The sequence below is a fragment of the Flexivirga oryzae genome (assembly GCF_014190805.1).
Classification (GTDB): domain Bacteria; phylum Actinomycetota; class Actinomycetes; order Actinomycetales; family Dermatophilaceae; genus Flexivirga; species Flexivirga oryzae.
Genome location: NZ_JACHVQ010000004.1, coordinates 221,608 through 239,016 on the forward strand (window position 1 = coordinate 221,608; position 17,409 = coordinate 239,016).

At 68.7% G+C, this 17,409-nt stretch carries 17 protein-coding genes; 8 read left to right on the forward strand and 9 right to left on the reverse strand.

What is annotated here, in order from left to right:
* Positions 1-22: 22 nt before the first annotated feature.
* The gene (locus tag FHU39_RS20285; protein WP_183322543.1) at positions 23-709 is read right to left on the reverse strand and encodes an N-acetyltransferase; all 687 of its coding nucleotides are present in this window, start codon (positions 707-709) and stop codon (positions 23-25) included.
* A gap of 266 nt (positions 710-975) precedes the next feature.
* On the opposite strand from FHU39_RS20285, the gene dnaK reads away from it, so the two are divergent.
* The 5 genes from dnaK to FHU39_RS20310 all read left to right on the forward strand — a co-directional run bounded on the left by dnaK (position 976) and on the right by FHU39_RS20310 (position 5,365).
* Positions 976-2,862, forward strand: a complete 1,887-nt coding sequence (gene dnaK, locus FHU39_RS20290; protein WP_183322544.1) for a molecular chaperone DnaK — start codon at positions 976-978, stop codon at positions 2,860-2,862.
* Positions 2,859-3,524 carry a nucleotide exchange factor GrpE gene (locus tag FHU39_RS25110; protein WP_343066042.1) on the forward strand — a complete coding sequence of 222 codons (666 nt, stop codon included), beginning with the start codon at positions 2,859-2,861 and terminating at the stop codon, positions 3,522-3,524. The genes dnaK and FHU39_RS25110 overlap by 4 nt, the downstream gene beginning before the upstream one ends.
* An 84-nt stretch (positions 3,525-3,608) precedes the next feature.
* On the forward strand, positions 3,609-4,613 hold the full coding sequence (locus FHU39_RS20300; protein ID WP_183322545.1) for a DnaJ C-terminal domain-containing protein: 1,005 nt from the start codon (positions 3,609-3,611) through the stop codon (positions 4,611-4,613).
* Complete coding sequence (locus FHU39_RS20305; protein ID WP_183322546.1) at positions 4,613-5,065, forward strand: heat shock protein transcriptional repressor HspR; 453 nt, start codon at positions 4,613-4,615, stop codon at positions 5,063-5,065. Before FHU39_RS20300 ends, FHU39_RS20305 begins: the two co-directional genes overlap by 1 nt.
* A gap of 9 nt (positions 5,066-5,074) precedes the next feature.
* Positions 5,075-5,365, forward strand: coding sequence for a hypothetical protein (locus FHU39_RS20310; protein ID WP_183322547.1), 291 nt, complete (start codon positions 5,075-5,077; stop codon positions 5,363-5,365).
* Here FHU39_RS20310 and FHU39_RS20315 read toward each other — a convergent pair.
* From FHU39_RS20315 to FHU39_RS20330, 4 genes are read right to left on the reverse strand one after another with little or no spacing between them, the layout of a single operon-like run.
* Positions 5,347-7,794 (reverse strand): CHAT domain-containing protein, encoded by a 2,448-nt coding sequence (locus tag FHU39_RS20315; protein ID WP_183322548.1) that lies wholly within the window; start codon positions 7,792-7,794, stop codon positions 5,347-5,349. The genes FHU39_RS20310 and FHU39_RS20315 overlap by 19 nt on opposite strands.
* A 7-nt stretch (positions 7,795-7,801) precedes the next feature.
* Positions 7,802-9,388 (reverse strand): S8/S53 family peptidase, encoded by a 1,587-nt coding sequence (locus FHU39_RS20320; RefSeq protein WP_183322549.1) that lies wholly within the window; start codon positions 9,386-9,388, stop codon positions 7,802-7,804.
* 21 nt (positions 9,389-9,409) lie between these two features.
* Positions 9,410-9,883: a hypothetical protein gene (locus FHU39_RS20325; protein WP_183322551.1), complete on the reverse strand. Its 474-nt coding sequence runs from the start codon at positions 9,881-9,883 to the stop codon at positions 9,410-9,412.
* Between the two features lie 11 nt (positions 9,884-9,894).
* Positions 9,895-10,575 (reverse strand): RNA polymerase sigma factor, encoded by a 681-nt coding sequence (locus tag FHU39_RS20330; protein WP_221185749.1) that lies wholly within the window; start codon positions 10,573-10,575, stop codon positions 9,895-9,897.
* A 409-nt stretch (positions 10,576-10,984) separates the two neighbouring features.
* On the opposite strand from FHU39_RS20330, the gene FHU39_RS20335 reads away from it, so the two are divergent.
* A complete protein-coding gene (locus tag FHU39_RS20335; protein ID WP_183322552.1) occupies positions 10,985-11,137 on the forward strand; it encodes a hypothetical protein in 153 nt (50 codons plus the stop codon).
* 101 nt (positions 11,138-11,238) lie between these two features.
* Here FHU39_RS20335 and FHU39_RS20340 read toward each other — a convergent pair whose 3' ends face one another.
* Positions 11,239-12,195: a lipase family alpha/beta hydrolase gene (locus FHU39_RS20340; protein WP_183322553.1), complete on the reverse strand. Its 957-nt coding sequence runs from the start codon at positions 12,193-12,195 to the stop codon at positions 11,239-11,241.
* 132 nt (positions 12,196-12,327) lie between these two features.
* On the opposite strand from FHU39_RS20340, the gene FHU39_RS20345 reads away from it, so the two are divergent.
* Positions 12,328-13,377 (forward strand): GNAT family N-acetyltransferase, encoded by a 1,050-nt coding sequence (locus FHU39_RS20345; RefSeq protein WP_183322555.1) that lies wholly within the window; start codon positions 12,328-12,330, stop codon positions 13,375-13,377.
* 9 nt (positions 13,378-13,386) lie between these two features.
* Here FHU39_RS20345 and FHU39_RS20350 read toward each other — a convergent pair whose 3' ends face one another.
* Positions 13,387-14,283, reverse strand: coding sequence for a LysR family transcriptional regulator (locus FHU39_RS20350; RefSeq protein ID WP_183322556.1), 897 nt, complete (start codon positions 14,281-14,283; stop codon positions 13,387-13,389).
* A gap of 82 nt (positions 14,284-14,365) precedes the next feature.
* Between FHU39_RS20350 and FHU39_RS20355 the strand changes: the two genes are divergently transcribed.
* Positions 14,366-14,518: a hypothetical protein gene (locus FHU39_RS20355; RefSeq protein WP_183322552.1), complete on the forward strand. Its 153-nt coding sequence runs from the start codon at positions 14,366-14,368 to the stop codon at positions 14,516-14,518.
* Positions 14,519-14,865: 347 nt separating this feature from the next.
* Here the strand turns inward: FHU39_RS20355 and istB are convergent, their stop codons facing one another.
* Positions 14,866-15,597, reverse strand: a complete 732-nt coding sequence (gene istB / locus FHU39_RS20360) for an IS21-like element helper ATPase IstB (RefSeq protein ID WP_343065740.1) — start codon at positions 15,595-15,597, stop codon at positions 14,866-14,868.
* Positions 15,594-17,111: an IS21 family transposase gene (gene istA, locus FHU39_RS20365; protein ID WP_246336362.1), complete on the reverse strand. Its 1,518-nt coding sequence runs from the start codon at positions 17,109-17,111 to the stop codon at positions 15,594-15,596. The genes istB and istA overlap by 4 nt, the downstream gene beginning before the upstream one ends.
* Positions 17,112-17,409: the final 298 nt, after the last annotated feature.

A 17,409-nucleotide genomic window follows, 5' to 3' on the forward strand; every position in this document is an offset into this window, starting at 1 on the left:
AGACGCTGTGGTGGTGGATTCGTCAGGTGTCGCCGCCGGAGGCGACGTCCGGCCGGAAGAGCTGTACGCCCGCGAGCGGACGGAAGCCGGCCGCGAGGGTCGCACGCATGCTCGCGATGTTCCCCGGCGCGACCGAGGCCAGCACGATCTCGTCGGGGACGATCAGATGTCGCGCGTCAGCGATGAGCCGTCGTCCCAGGCCCGAATCGCGGCTCGTCGGATCGAGTTCGAAGCTCAGCTCACGGAGGCCGCCGATCCCGTTCCCGATCGTGAGGATCGCGTCGTCCCGGTCGGCGAGGCCGAACACGCGGGTGGCGGTGCGCAACCCGGCCGCGCGTAGGGCGCGAGGCTGGTCGGCCAGATCGGGGCGGGGCACGAGCCACTGCGGTCGGCCGACCAGCCCGGGCGCCGACAGAACGAGATCGAGCGAGTCGATCCAGCCTCGCTGCCCGGCGAGCGCGACGATGAGCCGCGGATCGGCCGCCCCACCGAAACCGTCCGGGTGCAGTCCGGCGAGGTCGGCGTCCGTCACCGAGTCCGGCACACACAGCACGGCGTGACCGGTGAAGGTGAGCACGCCATACACCGTTGCCGACCAGGGGCGTTCGCGTGACCACGTGCCATCCGCCGGGGGTGGCTCGCCGGCCGCGGCGCGCTCGAGCAGCCGTCCGACCGGGTGGAGCAAGCGCTGCGAGGGGTCGGTCGGCATCGTCCGAGACTCCCTTGTCACCACGGAACCGGCTGTCCCGACACGCAGTCGTGACAAAAACCAAAGTAAGTTTCCGCAGCCGGGAATCATTCGACCAGGTCGAAAGTTGAGTCTAGTAAGCGCAACTTTGGAGTCGTCGGTTTGACATGACCGCGACGCCGGAGTTGAGTCGGAGGCAGTCAACTTCGCAGGTATGACGTGGGGCTGCTCTGCGTCCGGCGACGAGACATGACAGACCAACATCTCAACCAAGGGAGAACATCGATATGGGACGTGCGGTAGGTATCGACCTCGGCACCACCAACTCAGCGGTCGCGGTCCTGGAGGGCAACGACCCGGAAATCATCGCCAACGCCGAGGGCGGCCGCACCACGCCGTCCGTCGTGGCGTTCGCCAAGAACGGTGACGTGCTGGCCGGCGACATCGCCAAGCGTCAGGCCGTCACCAACGTCGACCGCACCGTCCGCTCGGTCAAGCGCCACATGGGCACCGACTGGAAGAAGGAAGTCGACGGCAAGGAGTACACGCCGCAGGAGATCTCGGCGCGCATCCTGCAGAAGCTGAAGCGCGACGCGGAGGCCTACCTCGGCGAGGACGTCACCGACGCGGTCATCACCGTGCCGGCATACTTCGACGACGCCGAGCGTCAGGCGACCAAGGAGGCCGGTGAGATCGCGGGCCTCAACGTGCTGCGCATCATCAACGAGCCGACCGCGGCCGCGCTCGCCTACGGCCTCGACAAGGGCAAGGAGGACGAGCTCATCCTCGTCTTCGACCTCGGTGGTGGCACCTTCGACGTGTCGCTGCTCGAAGTCGGCAAGGACCCCGAGGACGGTTTCTCCACCATCCAGGTCAAGGCCACCAGCGGTGACAACAAGCTCGGCGGTGACGACTGGGACCAGCGGGTCGTCAACCACCTGGTCCAGCAGGTGAAGAACCAGACCGGCGTCGACCTGTCCAAGGACAAGATCGCCATGCAGCGTCTGCAGGACGCCGCGGAGCAGGCCAAGAAGGAGCTGTCCAGCTCGACGTCCACCAACGTCAGCCTGCAGTACCTGTCCATGGGCGAGAACGGCCCGATCCACCTGGACGAGACGATCACCCGTGCACAGTTCGAGCAGACGACCAAGGATCTGCTGGAGCGCACCAAGGGCCCGTTCGAGCAGGTCATGAAGGACGCGGGCGTGACCGTCAACGACATCGATCACGTTGTCCTGGTGGGTGGTTCGACCCGTATGCCGGCCGTGACCCAGGTCGTCAAGGAGCTGACCGGCAAGGATCCCAACAAGGGCGTCAACCCCGACGAGGTCGTCGCGGTCGGTGCCGCGCTGCAGGCCGGTGTGCTGAAGGGTGAGCGCAAGGACGTGCTCCTCATCGACGTCACCCCGCTGTCGCTGGGCATCGAGACCAAGGGTGGCCTGTTCACCAAGCTGATCGAGCGCAACACCGCGATCCCGACCAAGCGCTCGGAGGTGTTCTCGACCGCAGAGGACAACCAGCCGTCGGTGGAGATCCAGGTGTTCCAGGGCGAGCGTGAGCTGGCCAAGGACAACAAGCCGCTGGGCAACTTCGAGCTGTCCGGCATCGCGCCCGCGCCGCGTGGCGTGCCGCAGATCGAGGTCACCTTCGACATCGACGCCAACGGCATCGTGCACGTGTCGGCCAAGGACCGCGGCACCAACAAGGAGCAGTCGATGACGATCTCCGGTGGCTCCGCGCTGCCGAAGGAGGACATCGACCGCATGGTCCGCGACGCCGAGGAGCACGCGGCGGAGGACAAGAAGCGGCGTGAGGAGACCGAGGCCCGCAACACCGCGGAGCAGCTGGTCTACTCGACCGAGAAGTTCCTCGCCGACAACGGCGACAAGGTCCCGGCCGAGTCCAAGTCCGAGGTCGAGGCCGCCGTCAGCGAGCTCAAGGATGCGCTGAAGGACGAAAACACCTCTGCCGAGGACATTTCGGCCAAGACCACCAAGGTCAACGACGCCTCCCAGAAGATGGGTGCCGCCCTGTATGCCGCGCAGCAGCAGTCCGGTGACGACACCGCCACGGCCGGTGCCGAGCAGCCCGCCGACGCCGGTGCCTCCGCGTCGTCCGACGATGACGACGTGGTCGACGCCGAGGTCGTGGACGACGAGGGTGACAACAAGTGACCGACCCCATCAAGGGCTCCCAGCCCACGGGTTCGCAGCCGGGTTCCGCTTCGGCGGAGCCCGGCCGGCGGCCGGAGGATGAGGAGGCTCAGTCGGGCCCGATCATCCGCGACAAGCGCCGGATCGACGAGAACGGTGATGTGCGAGCCGTTTCCGACGACGCACCGCAGGCTCCCGCAGAGCCGGCCGGCGCGTCCGCCGGGACCGGTCCCGCCGTTGATGACGAGCACCCGGACACGGTCCTCGCAGCCGAACGGCTCGCGGACCTGCAACGGGTGCAGGCCGAATACGTCAACTACAAGAAGCGCATCGAGCGCGACCGGGAAGCCCAGCGGGACGCCACCACGGCGCGCGTCCTCGAGGCGCTCCTGCCGGTGCTCGACGACATCTACCTGGCGCGCGAGCACGGCGACTTGGAGGGGACTCCCTTCGAGAAGATCGCCGACAAGCTGCAGGCGACGCTCAGCAAGCTGGGTCTGACCGAGTTCGGCGCAGTCGGTGAGCCTTTCGACCCGACGCACCACGAGGCCCTGATGCACATCGAGGCCGAGGTGCCGGAGGGTGCGGAGGGCACAACCATCGTGCAGGTCATGCAGCCGGGCTACCGGCTCGGTGACCGCATGGTCCGTCCCGCACGCGTCGCGGTCGCGGACCCGTCCTGATGCAGCCCAGGTCTTCTGCCGAGCGGGGTGCGCGACAGCGGACACCCCGCTCGGCAGGAGACTTCGACCCGATTGGAGTGATTGATGGCTAGTCAGGACTGGCTCGAGAAGGACTTCTACAAGATCCTCGGCGTCTCACAGGACGCGTCCGAGGACGACATCAAGAAGGCGTACCGCAAGCTCGCCCGAAAGTGGCACCCGGACCAGAACCCCGGTGACACCGCAGCAGAGCAGAAGTTCAAGGACATCGGCGAGGCCAACTCGGTGCTGTCCGACCCGGCGAAACGCCAGGAGTACGACCAGCTCCGGCAGATGGTCGGTGGTGGCGCCCGCTTCACCGCGGGTGGTCCCGGCAGTGCCGGCGGCGCCGGCGGGTTCGAGGACCTCTTCGGCTCCATGTTCGGCGGCGGCGGGCAGCACGTCCGCTTCTCCACCGGTGGCGGGGACCAGATCAACCTGGACGACATCCTCGGGCGCTTCGGCGGCGGCGGTGGCTACGGCTCGCCGTACGGCGGCTACCAGGCCGGGCCGCGCAAGGGCGCCGACATGGAGGCGCGTACGACGCTGAGCTTCCGTGATGCCGCCGCGGGCGAGACCATCACGCTGCAGGCCGCGGACGGTCAGACGATCAAGACACGCATCCCGGCCGGGGTCAAGGACGGTCAGACGATCCGGCTGCGCGGCAAGGGACAGCCCAGCCCGAACGGCGGGCAGGCCGGTGATCTGCTGCTGCACGTCACGGTCCAGCCCCACCCGGTCTTCCATCGTGACGGCAACAACCTGACGGTCGACCTTCCCGTCACCTTCGCCGAAGCAGCCCTGGGCGCAACGGTTTCCGTGCCGACGCTGAGCGGCAGGGCGGTCAAGGTCAAGATCAAGGCCGGAACCCCGTCCGGGCGCAAGCTGCGTGTCAAGGGTGAAGGCATCAAGGGCAAGACCTCCACGGGCGACCTCATCGCGACCGTCCAGGTGCTCGTGCCGCAGAAGCTGAACAGCGACGCCAAGAAGGCCGTCGAGACGCTCGCCGAGCAGGATCGGGAGAGTGGCATCGACCCGCGCGCTGAGCTGACCGCGAAAGCCGCGCTCTGATGGTCCGGTCGTTCTGGCGCGGTGACACGCCACCCCCCGAGGACGCGCCGATCTACGCGATCTCGGCGGCGGCGCAGTTGGCCGGCATACACGCCCAAACCCTGCGCCAGTACGACCGATTGGGCATCGTGACACCCTCCCGGACACAGGGCGGCGGGAGACGTTACTCCGTCCACGACCTGAAGGTGCTCGCCGAGGTCCAGCGACTCTCCCAGGAGGAGGGCGTGTCGTTGGCCGGCATCCGCCGGATCCTGGAGCTCGAGGACCAGGTCGACGCACTGCGGTCTCGGGTGCGCGAGCTCGCCGACGAGCTGCAGCGGGAGCGCGACAAGGGGCTCCGCCGCGTCTTCGCGGCCTCGCCCGACGGCCAGATCACCCCCTTGCGACCGGGGGAGCGTGTGCAGCCCGTCCGGGCAGAGCGCGCCCTGGTCGTATGGCGCAAACGGAGTTGACGGACTCAGATGATCGAATTCCTGATGGTCTTTCCGGACCGAGAAGCCGCCCAGGACGTAGCCGACGAACTCGTCGAGGAGGGCGGATTCGCCTCGGTGCGCGTCGTGTCCGAGGCGTTGGCCGGTGAGGACGACGCCGAGGACGTGGATTGGGTCGTGCACGTCGTGGCGGACCACCTCGACGACCCGACCGGGCCACGGGCGCAGGAGATCGCCGAACGCTTCAGCACCGTGGCGCAGGATCACGACGGCTGGCTGGACAACGATCGCTCGGTGGACGGTTACCAGCCGGATCCGTAGCACTGGAAACGCGATCCGCCGGATGGTGCCGTCCGGGACAACGCGTCCGCGGGCGGGACGCCGCCGGCGATCAGCTGGTGCGCCTCGGTCAGCTGGTCGCAGGCCTCGTCGTCGTTGACGGCCGCGGGAGCGGCGATGACACAGCGGGCGCCGGCATGCAGCCACGCCGTCGTCATACCGAGGGTCTCCTCCGCCCAGCGCACCGAGGAGCGGCCCAACTCGCACGCGGACAGCACCACCAATGACGGGATGCGCTCGAGTTGGTCGATGTCGTAGCCGAACCACGTCCCATCGCTGAGTTGCAGGCCGGAGAAGAGCGGGTTGTCGGCGGCATGCCGACCGTGCGCGGAGAGGTGCAGCACGTCGACCGTGGCTGCGAGACGCGACACGGCCGCGCTGGTGCTCTCCGGAGGGGTGAGCACGGTGGAGCCGGGCCGCGCGGCAGACGAGCGGACGACCTCCTCACCGGCGCGCGGCACTCGGGGCCCGGCGACGAAAGCGGCCGAGCGCAACGGTGGCGCGATCCCGCGCTCGACCCAGCGCGATGCACTCGGCGGAAGACATGCGGGATGCCCGGAGAGTGTCGGCAGCATGCTCCACGGGACGCCGGCGAGCACGCCCGTCGGCGTCAGCACGACCCGTCCTCCCGCACTGCGCCGGAGGGCTGTGCGCACCGGCGCCAGCAGCGCATCGTCGAGTCGCTCCAGGCGCCGCAGCAGCGACGACCGGACCGCGGTCTGCAGCGTCCGCGGCAGGTTGCTCGCCGACATGTCCAGGTCTGCCTGGAGCCCGGCCATCGCCTCGCGGACCGGCGCCGTCGGGCCCAGCGCGGTCACATCGGCGCCCTGCGCGCTGACGGTCAGCAGGTGCAACTCATCGTCCACCGCCAAGTGCGCGAGCAGCACCGTGTCGTCGCCCAATGCCGTTGTCAACTGGTCGAAGCCGACCGGCTCGGTCACGACACCGGAGCCAGGATCCTGCCAGGCGCGCTGGCGGATGTGCTGCCGCAGCTCGCGCTCGCGGCCCGAGATCTCGTCCGGCCCGCTGCCCGCCCGCAACTGCCGCAGCTCGACCAGGTCGCGCGCGGTGTCCGCGCTCGCCGGTGGACGGATCGGCAGCACGCGGCGAGAAAGCTCGCGCGCCCGCTCCGACCACTCGAAGACCGACTCCGGCCGGCCACCCTCGAGGGCGACCCGGATGCCGAGCAGGGCCAGCTCCCGGCCGTGTCCGGCGAGCGAGCTCTGCAGGTCGAGGCTGCCGAACGATGACTGCCACTCGTGCAGGTCCGACAGCCCCTGGCGCACCCGGCGCAGCGCTGAACCCGGCCGGCCCGAGGCGGCGTCGAGCTCTGCCTCGACCTGCCGGCGCAGGAGCCGCCCCGCAATGGGTGCCTGAGTGCGCAGCCGGACCTCCCGTAGCCGGCGCCGCGCCGAGTCCGGGTCGCCCCGCATGAGCTCGATGCGCGCAGCGTGCAGCCGGACGGTGTTGGCGTCGTTGCGTAACCCGTTGTGCGCCAGCCGTTCCGCGATCTCGTCGGCTCGGGTCGACAGGTCGGCGGAACGGCGCCGAAGACCCGCTTCGGCAGCGAGCTCGATGCCATCGGCACGATCGGCCCATGCGTCGCTGCCGCGCCGCCGCCATCGTCGCGCAGCCCGGCGTGCGAGGACGCGGGCCCGGGCCGGATCGTCCAGCAGGAGCAACCGCGCGAGGAGGAACTCCGCCTCACCCTGTTGTTGCGAGAGGTGCATCCTCCCGTACGCCGCTGCGACGCTCGCCACCGTCTCGTGCGCCTCGTGGTGCAGCCCGGCAGCGACCAACACCTCGGCCCGGTCCTGATCGCACACCGCGCGGAAGTTCGCCGACAGCGGGGCCAGCACGGGCCGGGCGCTGTCCATGCGCTGCAGTGCCTGTGGCAGGTCGCCGGCGAGCATCAGCGCGTAGCCGCTGTTGTGCAGCGCCTGGGCGGCCTCGACCGGCATACCCGCCTCTCGGAAGTCTTCCGACGAGGCATCGAAGTCTGAGATGGCAGACGGCATGTCGCCGCGCTGGAGCCACACGACCCCGCGATTCATCAACGCTCGCGCACGATCGACGCCGATCAGCCGACGTCCGGCCATGGCCTGCTGCAGGTGCTGCAGCGCCAACTCACCCTCACCGGCCCGGGTGTAGAGGACACCGAGTTGACTGTGCGCGAGGTCGCGCACGGTGGCGTTCGTCGCGCGCTCCAGCACCGACTCACACAGTCGGGTGCCGGTGTGCAGATCGCCGCGTTCGGAGGCGACATACGCGCGGCTGATGTCGATGCGGTCCTGCAGATCAGGGTCGGTCGCACGGCTGAGTGCGAGATCCAGCAGCCGGGTTGCCAGCGGTGGACGGCCGGAGTTGATCGCGGCCAGGCCGCGTCGGTGAAGTTCGTCCGCGCTCAGCACCCTTCCATCATGGCTTGGCGCGAAGAACGGCCGGCAAGGCGGCCCAGCTGCGGTGGACGGCCCGCTTCGCCGTGTCGTTGCCGCCGGCGGTCGGCAGATGTGCGTGCAACTCGCTGGCCAGCCGACCCGCCAGCACCGGAACGGCGAACGATGTTCCGCTCCAGACCGCGAACTGTCCCTCGAAGTTGTCCGGGTCGATGGCCTCACGGATGTGTCCCTCGGCCTCGGTCCGGGCGACGGGCTCGAGCCCACCCTGGAACGCCGGCATCGTGCTCATCACCGAAGCGGCCGGCTCGTAGGTCGTCACCCAGTCGCCGGTGTTGGAGAACAGTGCAACCGATCGGCCGCTGGGGTTGAGGGCGCCGACCGAGAGGATCGGTGCCGCACCGGCACCCTCGCCCGCGTCGGCCGACGTCGCGGCGAACGCCGCGGGGAACGAGCGCTGGGTGGTGGCGTCGTTGCCCGCCGAACACACGACGGCGGTGCCCGTCCTGGTCAGTGACGTGAGGACCTCGTGGATCGTCGGATCGAACATCTCGTCCTCGGGCGTCTCGTGGTAGTACCCCATCGCGAGGCACAGCACGTCGATGGGCCGGCCGCCATGCTCCCCGGCGCGACCGCGCCGGGCGAGTTCGGAGATCTGGATCAACGCCTCGATCCAGTCGGACTCGGCGATCGGCCCTTCCGAGGGTGTGACGCGCCACGACAGGATGTCGGCGTCCGGGCAGTTCTGGCGGACCAGGCCGGCCAGGAAGGTGCCGTGCCCGGACAGCATGTCCAGCATGCCGTCGAGCGGACCGGACTGGTCGGGGTGGGTCTCGGGATCGGTCGCCGGGTCGGCGTATCCGATCGGCCGTCCGTCGAGCTTGACGTCGGTGCGCACCACCGGGTCGAGCCATGGGTGCGAGCCGCAGCCGGTATCCAGCAGCGCGACGACGGGCCGGCGCCGCTTCAGCTCGCGGTCCGGAGTCCGGTGCGGCGCGGCGCCGGTGTAGGCGATCGGTTGCCGCCCGCCCAGGCCGAGAGCGCCGTATGACGACACCGGGTTGGAGGTCGTGAACGGATTGGACGTGGTGAACGGATTGGACGTCGTGAACGGATTGGACGTGGTGAACGGGTTGGAGGTCGTGAACGGCGCCGGCGACAGGAGATGGTCCAGCCCGACCCCGGCGAGCGCCGCGAGCCCGTGCTGGCCGCGCGCCTGCTGCAGCAGATCCCACGCATCCGGCACCTCACTCGCGTGGCCGTCGGCGACCGACAGCAGCAGCCGGTGGATGCCCAGCTCACCGTGCTGCGCCCAGGACAGGCGCTGACACCGATCCGTCTTCACCGGCTCCGGCTCGGTGAGCCGGGCGTGCGTGCACTCCTCGTCGACGGTCACGGACCAGCCGAGCCCGGCCGCGGTCGCGCGCAGCAGGGTCAGGACCGGGTCGAGGTCGCGCAGCGTCGACACGAGCAGGCGGGAGGCGGCATAGACGGTCGGTCCCGCCTCGACGCCGGCGACGGTCACGGCCGTGGCAGGGTCCAGTTGACGCCACTCGATACGCGAGGGTCCCTCCGGCGTGTGCCGGCCGTTGCCTTGCCTGGTGCTCATCGGTGCCTCCGCTCGTGCCGATCAGATCTCGAACATGGTGGTGGTGAAGGAGCGCTCGGCTCCCTCGAGCCACAGCCGGACCCGTCCGGGCGGGAGCGAGCCGAACTCGAACCGCCCGGACTCGTCGATCGCGGCACGCCAACTCCGGTTGTCGCCGCGCATCACGACCGCTGTCCCGCAGGCCGGCGCGATCCACCCGTCGATGCGGCGTCGCCCGTCGTCGAGCCCGCCCACCCGCAGCAGGACGCTGATCTCGTCGTGGCTGAACTCGATGGTCATCGCGCGCACGAGACCGCTCGTGTCCGAGCCGGCCGCGCGGGTGCCCGCCAGTTCGGCGCTGGACTCCACGAGGTGGAGCAACTCGTATTCGCGGTCGAGGTCCTCGACCGCGATGGCCGCGAGGACCTTCGCGTTGAGGTCGTCCGGCGGCGGGTCGAGCGTCTGCCACATCTCGCGCAGGTCCTGCCACAGCGGATCGTCGTCACCGTGCGCCATCGGTGTCTCCTTCATTGCCTGTCGCCGTCGTTCAGAGCGGCTCGGAGTTTGGCGAGGCAGCGGCCGCGGGTGGGGCCGATGCTGCCGATCGGCATCGCGAGTTCTTCCGCGAGTCCGTGGTAGTCGGGGCGGTCGTCGAAGGCGATGACCCGCAGCAGCCGTCGGCAGCGTTCACCGAGCGTGGCGACCGCCTGCCACATCTCCTGCGCCGCGTCTCGGGAGAGGACCTGAGCCTCCGCGGATTTGCCCACGGCGGCTCGCCGTTCGAGCACTTCGTCCTCCACCGGGGTCACGAGGTTGTCGCGGTTGGCGACCCGCCACGCCTCGCGGCGGGCCGTGATGATCACCCAGGAGGACACCGCCTGCGGGTCACGGATCGCTGCCTGGCGCCGCACAAGGGTCAGCCAGGTCTGCTGCACGACATCCTCGGCATGCGTGCTGTCCAGCCCGTAGGCTCGCACGACCTGCCACAGCACCGGGTTGAGCAGCCGCACCAGGTCGTCGAGCGCCGAACGATCGCCGGCCCGGAACTGTGCGAAGCGGATGCCGGCGGGACGCCATACATCACCGTCCGGGCTGCGCTCTTCGTCGTCCGGCTGATCCGCTGCGGTCATCATGTCGCTCATCGGCTTGGGCGGTGGCTGGTGCACGGTCTGCGAGGCACGCAGGCAACCACCGATGACAGCCCGCATACCTCGCTCCTGACCGTAGTGGACGAGCCCTTTGCCCGCCCGGGGGCCTGCACCCGGATCATCCCCCGTGGACCCGGGTGCAGGCGGTGCCGAGGTGGGCCCGGACCCCCCGAGGCGCACCCTTCGCGTCCAGGGACCGACACCGCCGAGGCGGCTGACCGACGGCGACCTCCCAACCGTCACTGTCGAAGTCCTGGACGCCGTTCAGGAGGCGTGACCGGCGCTTCTGATACATCCGGGGAGGAAAAACTTTTCGGCGCGCGCCGGACGGTCCGGAACCCTCGGTCGGCGGCGAACCCACACCAGCCGTGGCAGGCGTGTCGAGCGAGCAGAACAATGCAGTAGAACTGAATGGTGGTGTAGAAATCCCAGCTTGTGCTCAACGATTAAGTCGGTCAGAATAGACAACATGAACACGACACAGTCACTGAATGGCAAGCACACCCACCAGGGCCGGTCCGAGGCCGGCTTCTCCGGCAAGGTCCGGGCCTTCTTCCGCGAGCAGCAGGACGCGCACGAGCTGCTGCTCGAGAAGCAGGCTCCGTGGCTCAGCCGCCGCTGACGGCGACCGCCTCGGGCGGCACCTCCGACCTCCACCATCACGTCCCCTGACGCCCGCCGGGTCAGGGGACTTCTCGTTCGTCGGGGGTGCGTCCTGCCGCCTCAGCCGATGGGTGTGCGGAGGGTGCAGGGTACCGAGACGTTCGCCCCCAGGGCCTTCTCGGTCAATCCGATCACGCGTGGTGAATACGGCAGTTGGATGTGGTCGCTGAGGTCGATCGGGCAGCCGTCCTGCAGTGTGACGTTGTGCACGGTGGCTCCGGCGCCGGCGGTCAGGAAGGTGCGTTGATACGGCGTGCTCACCTCGTCGTACCTGCTGCCGATGACCGTGTAGTCCACGCCCGGCAGCGTGTCGCCTCCCGCGTTGAGCTCGGCGAGGTACGTCGAACCGATCTCCTGGTCCACCGCGGCCTGCCCCATCGTGCTCGGCAGCGCCGGGTTGATCCCGAAGACCTTTGCCAGTGTTGCCAGTCCGGACAAGGTCGTGCCGTGATTGGTGGCGCCCATGGTGACCACGTGCGCCACCTTGTCAGCTGCCGGATCGGCAGCATCGGCGCCGCCGAAGAACTTCAGGTAGCCGCGCGCGACGATCCCGCCCTGGGACCACCCGACGAGATCCACCTTCCGCGCCCCGGTCACGGCGAGCACCCTGTCGACCTCCTGGCCGAGCTCGCGGGCGGAGTCCTTGACCGGACCGGTCAGGTAGACCCCGGGGATCTGACTCGCAGCGGCGTCGCTGTCGCCGAGGTTCTCGCCGAACACGCAGAAGCCCTGCTGCGCCAGGGCCGGGGCGAGTGCCGCGAAACTGTCGTACCGGCTGGACCAGGTGCCCTGCACCAGGACCACCGGGTTCGGATGAGCCGCGGACGGCCTGCACGACCAGTCGTTCATGCCGGGTGGCAGGGCGGTCGGGTGGGCGAGGCTGTAGGCCAGCGCCGGGTAAAAACCGGACTGCGCCGGGCCGACGGGGTCGGCTGCGGCTGTTGCGGTGCCGGTGACCGCGAAGGCGGCGCTGGTGGCGATGGCGGTGCCGAGGGTCAGACGTCGCAGGATTGACATCGTCGCTCACTTTCCGTGGTGAGGGGGCTGGCTCGCTCACCACCATGTTACTGGTGAGTAACAACGTTTGGTGGCTCTCGTGCCGACGAAATTCGATCGCCCGGCGCCGCATCCTTGCTTAGCGTGTTTCGGGTGATTCGACTCATCGACGTTGCGGACGACCACGACATGCGCCAGATCTTCGAGGTCGGGATCGCTGCGAAATCACATGATCAGCAGTGGTTCGCCCCGATCAGCCTCGACTCGTGGCTGATCCACATGCGGCGGCCCGACCCGGAGGACGCCCAAGAGCTGTACGGCTTCTTCGACCCTGCCGGTCGATGCCTGGGGTCGAGTCTGCTGTTCATTCCGCTGCAGGACAACACCGACAAGGTCTATTCCGTGGTCGACGTCGCGCCGGAGCACCGCCGGCACGGGGTCGGGCGGGCCCTCGTCGAGCGGAACGTGCAGCGCGCCGGCGAGTTGGGGCGCTCGATGCTGTTCGCGGAGACGCTCGTGCCGGGCGTTGCCGACCCTGACCACCCCTTCGTGAAATTCGCACGAGCCACGGGATTCTCGGCCGGGTGGGACGAAGTTGCCCGGCATCTGTCGTTGCCGGTGCCTCCGGAGCGGCTCGACGAGCTGGCGACTGCCACTGCGGCACACGTCGGCGACTACGACATCGAGGTGTTCGTCGACGGAGTGCCGGAGCAGCACCTGGCGGGGCTTGCCGAACTCCTCAGCCTGCTGGCGGTCGACGCGCCCTCCGGCGACATCGAGTTCGAGGCCGAGGCGGTCACGCCCGACCGGCTGCGCCGAATGGCTGCCCGCGAGCGCGAGCAGGGACGGACGCACCTGAGCGCTCTGGCGATTCATCGCAGCACCGGGGTGGTGGCGGCGCAGAGCGACCTGACCATCGATGCCGGCGTCGAGCATGCCAATCAGCTCGGGACGTTCGTGCACCGCGCACATCGCGGCAAGCGCCTGGGTATGGCGGTCAAGGTTGCCAATCTGCGGCGCTTGCACCGTGATCGACCGGATGTCCGGTTCGTGCGCACGATGAACGCGGAGACGAACGACCACATGGTGTCGATCAACGTGCAGCTCGGTTTCGAGGTCGTCGAGGTGCTCACCGAGTGGACCATCGACATCGCGCCGGCCGGCGATCGGGGAGCGCCCGCCCCGAGCGCGATCGGCAGCTAGTCCCGCTGCCTATTCCGTCGGCGCGGCGATCTCCCGGAGCAGCTCCAGGGCGCGCCCGGCCACCGGGTTTCCTGCGGCCGCATCACGCACGAGGACCGAGATGCCGCGCCGGATCTCCGGGTCGCAGACCGGGACAGCGGTGGCGCCCTTGGGCAGAGCGCCGGTCGTGAGCGTGGGGACGAGTGTGACGCCAACGCCGGCGGCGGCGAGCGCGAACGCCGTGTGATGGTCCTGGCAGCGTGCGACGATGCGCGGTTTGGCGCCGACCTGGGTCAGCGCGCGGCGGATGATCCGGCTGCAGGTCTGCTCGGCGATGCTCTCGTCGACCCAGGGCTGCTCGGCGACTTCGGCCAGCGTGAGCGTCTCCCGCGGCGCCAGCTCGTGATCGGCAGGAAGCACCGCGACATACGGCTCGGACATCAGCTCGTAGCGCGTGTAACCCGCTGGGGCAGAATGGTTCTCGTTCGGGTTCTCGGTGCGTATGTCGAGATCGGTGGTCGCCTTGCCGTCGTTGTTCAACTCGTTGAGATCGACGGTGATCACGACGTCGGGGTACTCCCGCTGCAACTGTGCGACCAGTCGTGGGATCCACTCCTCGCCCGCCGAAGCGAAGCACGCGATGGTCAGGCTGCCGGTGCGGCCACTGCGCATGTCCGTGACCAGGTCGCCGAGTCGGGACAGCGCCGCCATGGCTTCGTCGCTCTCCTGGGCGAGCATCCGGCCCACGGCGGTGGGCGCGATGCCGCGACCGGCACGCTCGAAGAGCGTCAGACCGGTCTCGCGCTGCAACTGGTTGATGTGCTGGCTGACTGCGGACGGTGTGTAGCCGAGGTGGGTCGCGGCGGCCTGTACCGAACCGCTGGCGACGACGGACCGGAAGACCCGGAGGCGGTGTGTGTCGAGCATGATTCGATAGTACAGCAAAACTGAACGGTGGTGTAGAAATCACAGCTTGTGCTCAACGATTAAGTCGGTCAGAATAGACAACATGAACACGACACAGTCACTGAATGGCAAGCACACCCACCAGGGCCGGTCCGAGGCCGGCTTCTCCGGCAAGGTCCGGGCCTTCTTCCGCGAGCAGCAGGACGCGCACGAGCTGCTGCTCGAGAAGCAGGCCCCGTGGCTCAGCCGCCGCTGACGGCGACCGCCTCGGGCGGCACCTCCGACCTCCACCATCACGTCCCCTGACCCCCGCCGGGTCAGGGGACTTCTCGTTGTCCCGAAGTACCGACGGTCGCGGTGTCGGGACGGGTATGGCGTCCGGAGGCGTCCCGAAGTGCCGACGGTCGGGGTGTCGGGACGGGTATGGCATGCGGAGGCGTCCCGAAGTGCCGACGGTCGCGGTGTCGGGACGGGTATGGCGTCCGGAGGCGTCCCGAAGTGTGTGTTTTGTCAACTGGTTGTCGGCCGTTTGAGCGCTAATTTTCCGGCCAGGGTGGCGGGGTTTCCGGCCGGGTGAGCTGTGTGGCTGTTCTTGGTGGGTGGTTATTTCATGAGGGCGTGGTTGACGCGGTAGGACTCGCCGCGGAATTGCAGGAGTCGGCCGTGGTGGACGAGGCGGTCGATGATCGCGGCGGCGATGTTGTCGTCGCCGAATACGCTTCCCCAGCGGGAGAATTCGAGGTTCGTGGTGATGATCAGGGAGCGTTGTTCGTAGGCGCCGGCGATGACTTGGAAGAGCAGCCGGGCACCATCGGTGTCGATGGGTAGGTAGCCGAGCTCATCGATCACCAGGAGTTGGTTGCGGGCCAGGGCGGCCAGTTGGTGGTCCAGCCTGCCGGTGTCTTTGGCGTGGCGTAGCTGCATGACCAGGGAGCTGGTGGTGAAGTAGCGGGCCGGGATCCCGGCCTGACAGGCCGCGGCTGCTAGGGCGGTGGCCAGGTGGGTTTTGCCGGTGCCGACGTCGCCGAACAGGATTAGGTCTTCGGCGCGGCCGAGGAAGTCCAGGCTGGTCAGTTGGGTGCGGCCGTAGTCGGCGGGGAAGCTGATCGCGGACCAGTCGTAGCCGTCCAGGGTTTTACGGGCGGGGAGTTTGGCGGCTTTGAGCAGGCGTTGCCGGCGGGATTCTTGCCGGGAGTCGTGCTCGGCCTGTAGTAGCCCGAGCAGGTACTCGCGTTGCTTCGGGGTGCCCTTGGTCGCCCAGTGTTCCAGCACGGCGGAGGTCAAGGAGGCGCGGCGGCCGGCGTCGATGACCTCTTGCACACTGGCGGTACTCACGCGCACACCCCGCTGTGCTGGTCGTGCTGCTGGTCGTCGTGCTCGACGTCGGGTTGGTCGCCGTGGTTGTGCTGGCCGGTGGTCAGGGTGTCGTAGACGTGCAGGTCGACGGTGCTGGCGGCTGGTTCGGTGCCGGTGGCCAGGCGGCGGGCGAGCATCCCGATCGCGGCGGTGCCGGGGTCGTCACCGGCGCGGATGAGGGTGTCGGCGGCGGTGATGGCGTGCTGGTACCCCGCGGCGGTGCCGGCCGCGTGCAACGCGGCCAGTAGTTGCCGCCGGTCGGTGGTGTCCGCGGTATCGAGCCAGTCGCGCACGGGGTCGGTGACGGTGGCTCGGGCCGGGGAGTGGGTCCAGGCGCCGGGTTTGGCAATCAGCACCGGTAGCAGGCTGATCGGGTCGAACACGGTGTCGGCTTGGTGTCCGAACGCGCGGGGCAAGGTCACCACGGGGCGGGCGTGTTCGTCGAGGATCTCGACGCGGTCGTGGCGGATCCCGACGGTCACTTTCCGTCCTCCGAACGCTGTCCCGGCGGCGTACGTGTTGGCGTCGATGAGCAGGTTGCCTGTCTTGTCCGCGACCCGGGTTTCGTACCGGACGGGGTCGAACCCGGCCGTCGGCAGCGCCAGGCATGCGGTCACGTCGTCGGTGAACAGGTCACCGATCGGGACGCCTTTGCGGTAGTGGACGCCGGCGCCCAGCTGGTCGCACTGGGCCAGCAACACCTGGTTGAGCCCGGTCAGGGTCGCGGCGACCGGTTCGGGGACCATCAAGTTGCGGCGCAGGAACCCGACCGCGTTTTCCACGTTGCCTTTCTCGTTGCCGGAGTACGGGTTGCAATATCGTGCGGTGCACCGGTAGTGCAGTTTGAACGCGGCGAACAACTTCGACTCGACCACCTGCGCGCCGACCCGGCGGCCGATGCCGGTCGCGTTGTCGAAGACCAGTTGCCGAGGCGCGCCGCCGGCGTGTTCGAAGATGGTGCGTAGCCCGTGGCACACGCACTCGGCGGTTTCCCCGGCGTAGGCCTGCGCGAAACGCATGTTGGAGAACGGGAACGTGACCACCAGCACGTGCAGCACCTGCAGCACGCCGGCGATGACCGCGTTCGCCTGGCCGAAGTCGACCTGCGCGGTCCCAGCAGGCCAGGACAGTTCGGCATACCCGTCCCCGGCGCCGCGGCGGTCCTGCTGGTACGCCTTCACATACCGTTGCACCGGCGAGTACGACCCGGCGTACCCGTGTTCGGCAACGAGGCGGTCGAAGATCCGCCGGGCAGTGTGGCGTTGCTTACGCGGACGGCGCGCATCATCGGCCAACCAACCCTCGATCACGTCGATGTACCCGGTCAACACCGACGCCCCCGGGCGGCGTACCGGTGTCGCGGGCCGGGGCGAATAGTCACTGATGTCAGCGTATTTCGTCACCGAGTCGCGACTGATACCCAGGTCCCGGGCGATTTGACGGGCCGGGACTCCCTCGGAGTCCAACCGGCGGATCTCTTCTTGAACGGACATGCTGATCGTCATCTACTTTCCGGCTCCTCCACGCATCACCCGTCACACCGGGAACAATGAAGGAAACCTATGGAGGTCGGTGGTGCACGCCAGGCAGCGGTCACCAGCAAGGGGAATCAAAAGGACCGAACCGACTACCGCGTCCAGCAGTCCAGTGGCCGGATTCTTAGCGCTCTTTTGGCAGGAAACCAGCCACTACCTCGGCAGGAAAACCCCGCCAAAACGGCCTACAGAAAGTTGATCACAGACACGAAGTGCCGACGGTCGGGGTGTGGGGACGGGTATGGCGTGCGGAGGC

Coding starts and splice junctions, on each gene's coding strand:
- FHU39_RS20285 (WP_183322543.1), bottom strand. CDS start 709: ATGCCGACCGACCCCTCGCAGCGCTTGCTCCACCCGGTCGGACGGCTG.
- dnaK (WP_183322544.1), top strand. CDS start 976: ATGGGACGTGCGGTAGGTATCGACCTCGGCACCACCAACTCAGCGGTC.
- FHU39_RS20300 (WP_183322545.1), top strand. CDS start 3,609: ATGGCTAGTCAGGACTGGCTCGAGAAGGACTTCTACAAGATCCTCGGC.
- FHU39_RS20305 (WP_183322546.1), top strand. CDS start 4,613: ATGGTCCGGTCGTTCTGGCGCGGTGACACGCCACCCCCCGAGGACGCG.
- FHU39_RS20310 (WP_183322547.1), top strand. CDS start 5,075: ATGATCGAATTCCTGATGGTCTTTCCGGACCGAGAAGCCGCCCAGGAC.
- FHU39_RS20320 (WP_183322549.1), bottom strand. CDS start 9,388: ATGAGCACCAGGCAAGGCAACGGCCGGCACACGCCGGAGGGACCCTCG.
- FHU39_RS20325 (WP_183322551.1), bottom strand. CDS start 9,883: ATGGCGCACGGTGACGACGATCCGCTGTGGCAGGACCTGCGCGAGATG.
- FHU39_RS20330 (WP_221185749.1), bottom strand. CDS start 10,575: ATGCGGGCTGTCATCGGTGGTTGCCTGCGTGCCTCGCAGACCGTGCAC.
- FHU39_RS20335 (WP_183322552.1), top strand. CDS start 10,985: ATGAACACGACACAGTCACTGAATGGCAAGCACACCCACCAGGGCCGG.
- FHU39_RS20340 (WP_183322553.1), bottom strand. CDS start 12,195: ATGTCAATCCTGCGACGTCTGACCCTCGGCACCGCCATCGCCACCAGC.
- FHU39_RS20350 (WP_183322556.1), bottom strand. CDS start 14,283: ATGCTCGACACACACCGCCTCCGGGTCTTCCGGTCCGTCGTCGCCAGC.
- FHU39_RS20355 (WP_183322552.1), top strand. CDS start 14,366: ATGAACACGACACAGTCACTGAATGGCAAGCACACCCACCAGGGCCGG.
- istA (WP_246336362.1), bottom strand. CDS start 17,111: ATGTCCGTTCAAGAAGAGATCCGCCGGTTGGACTCCGAGGGAGTCCCG.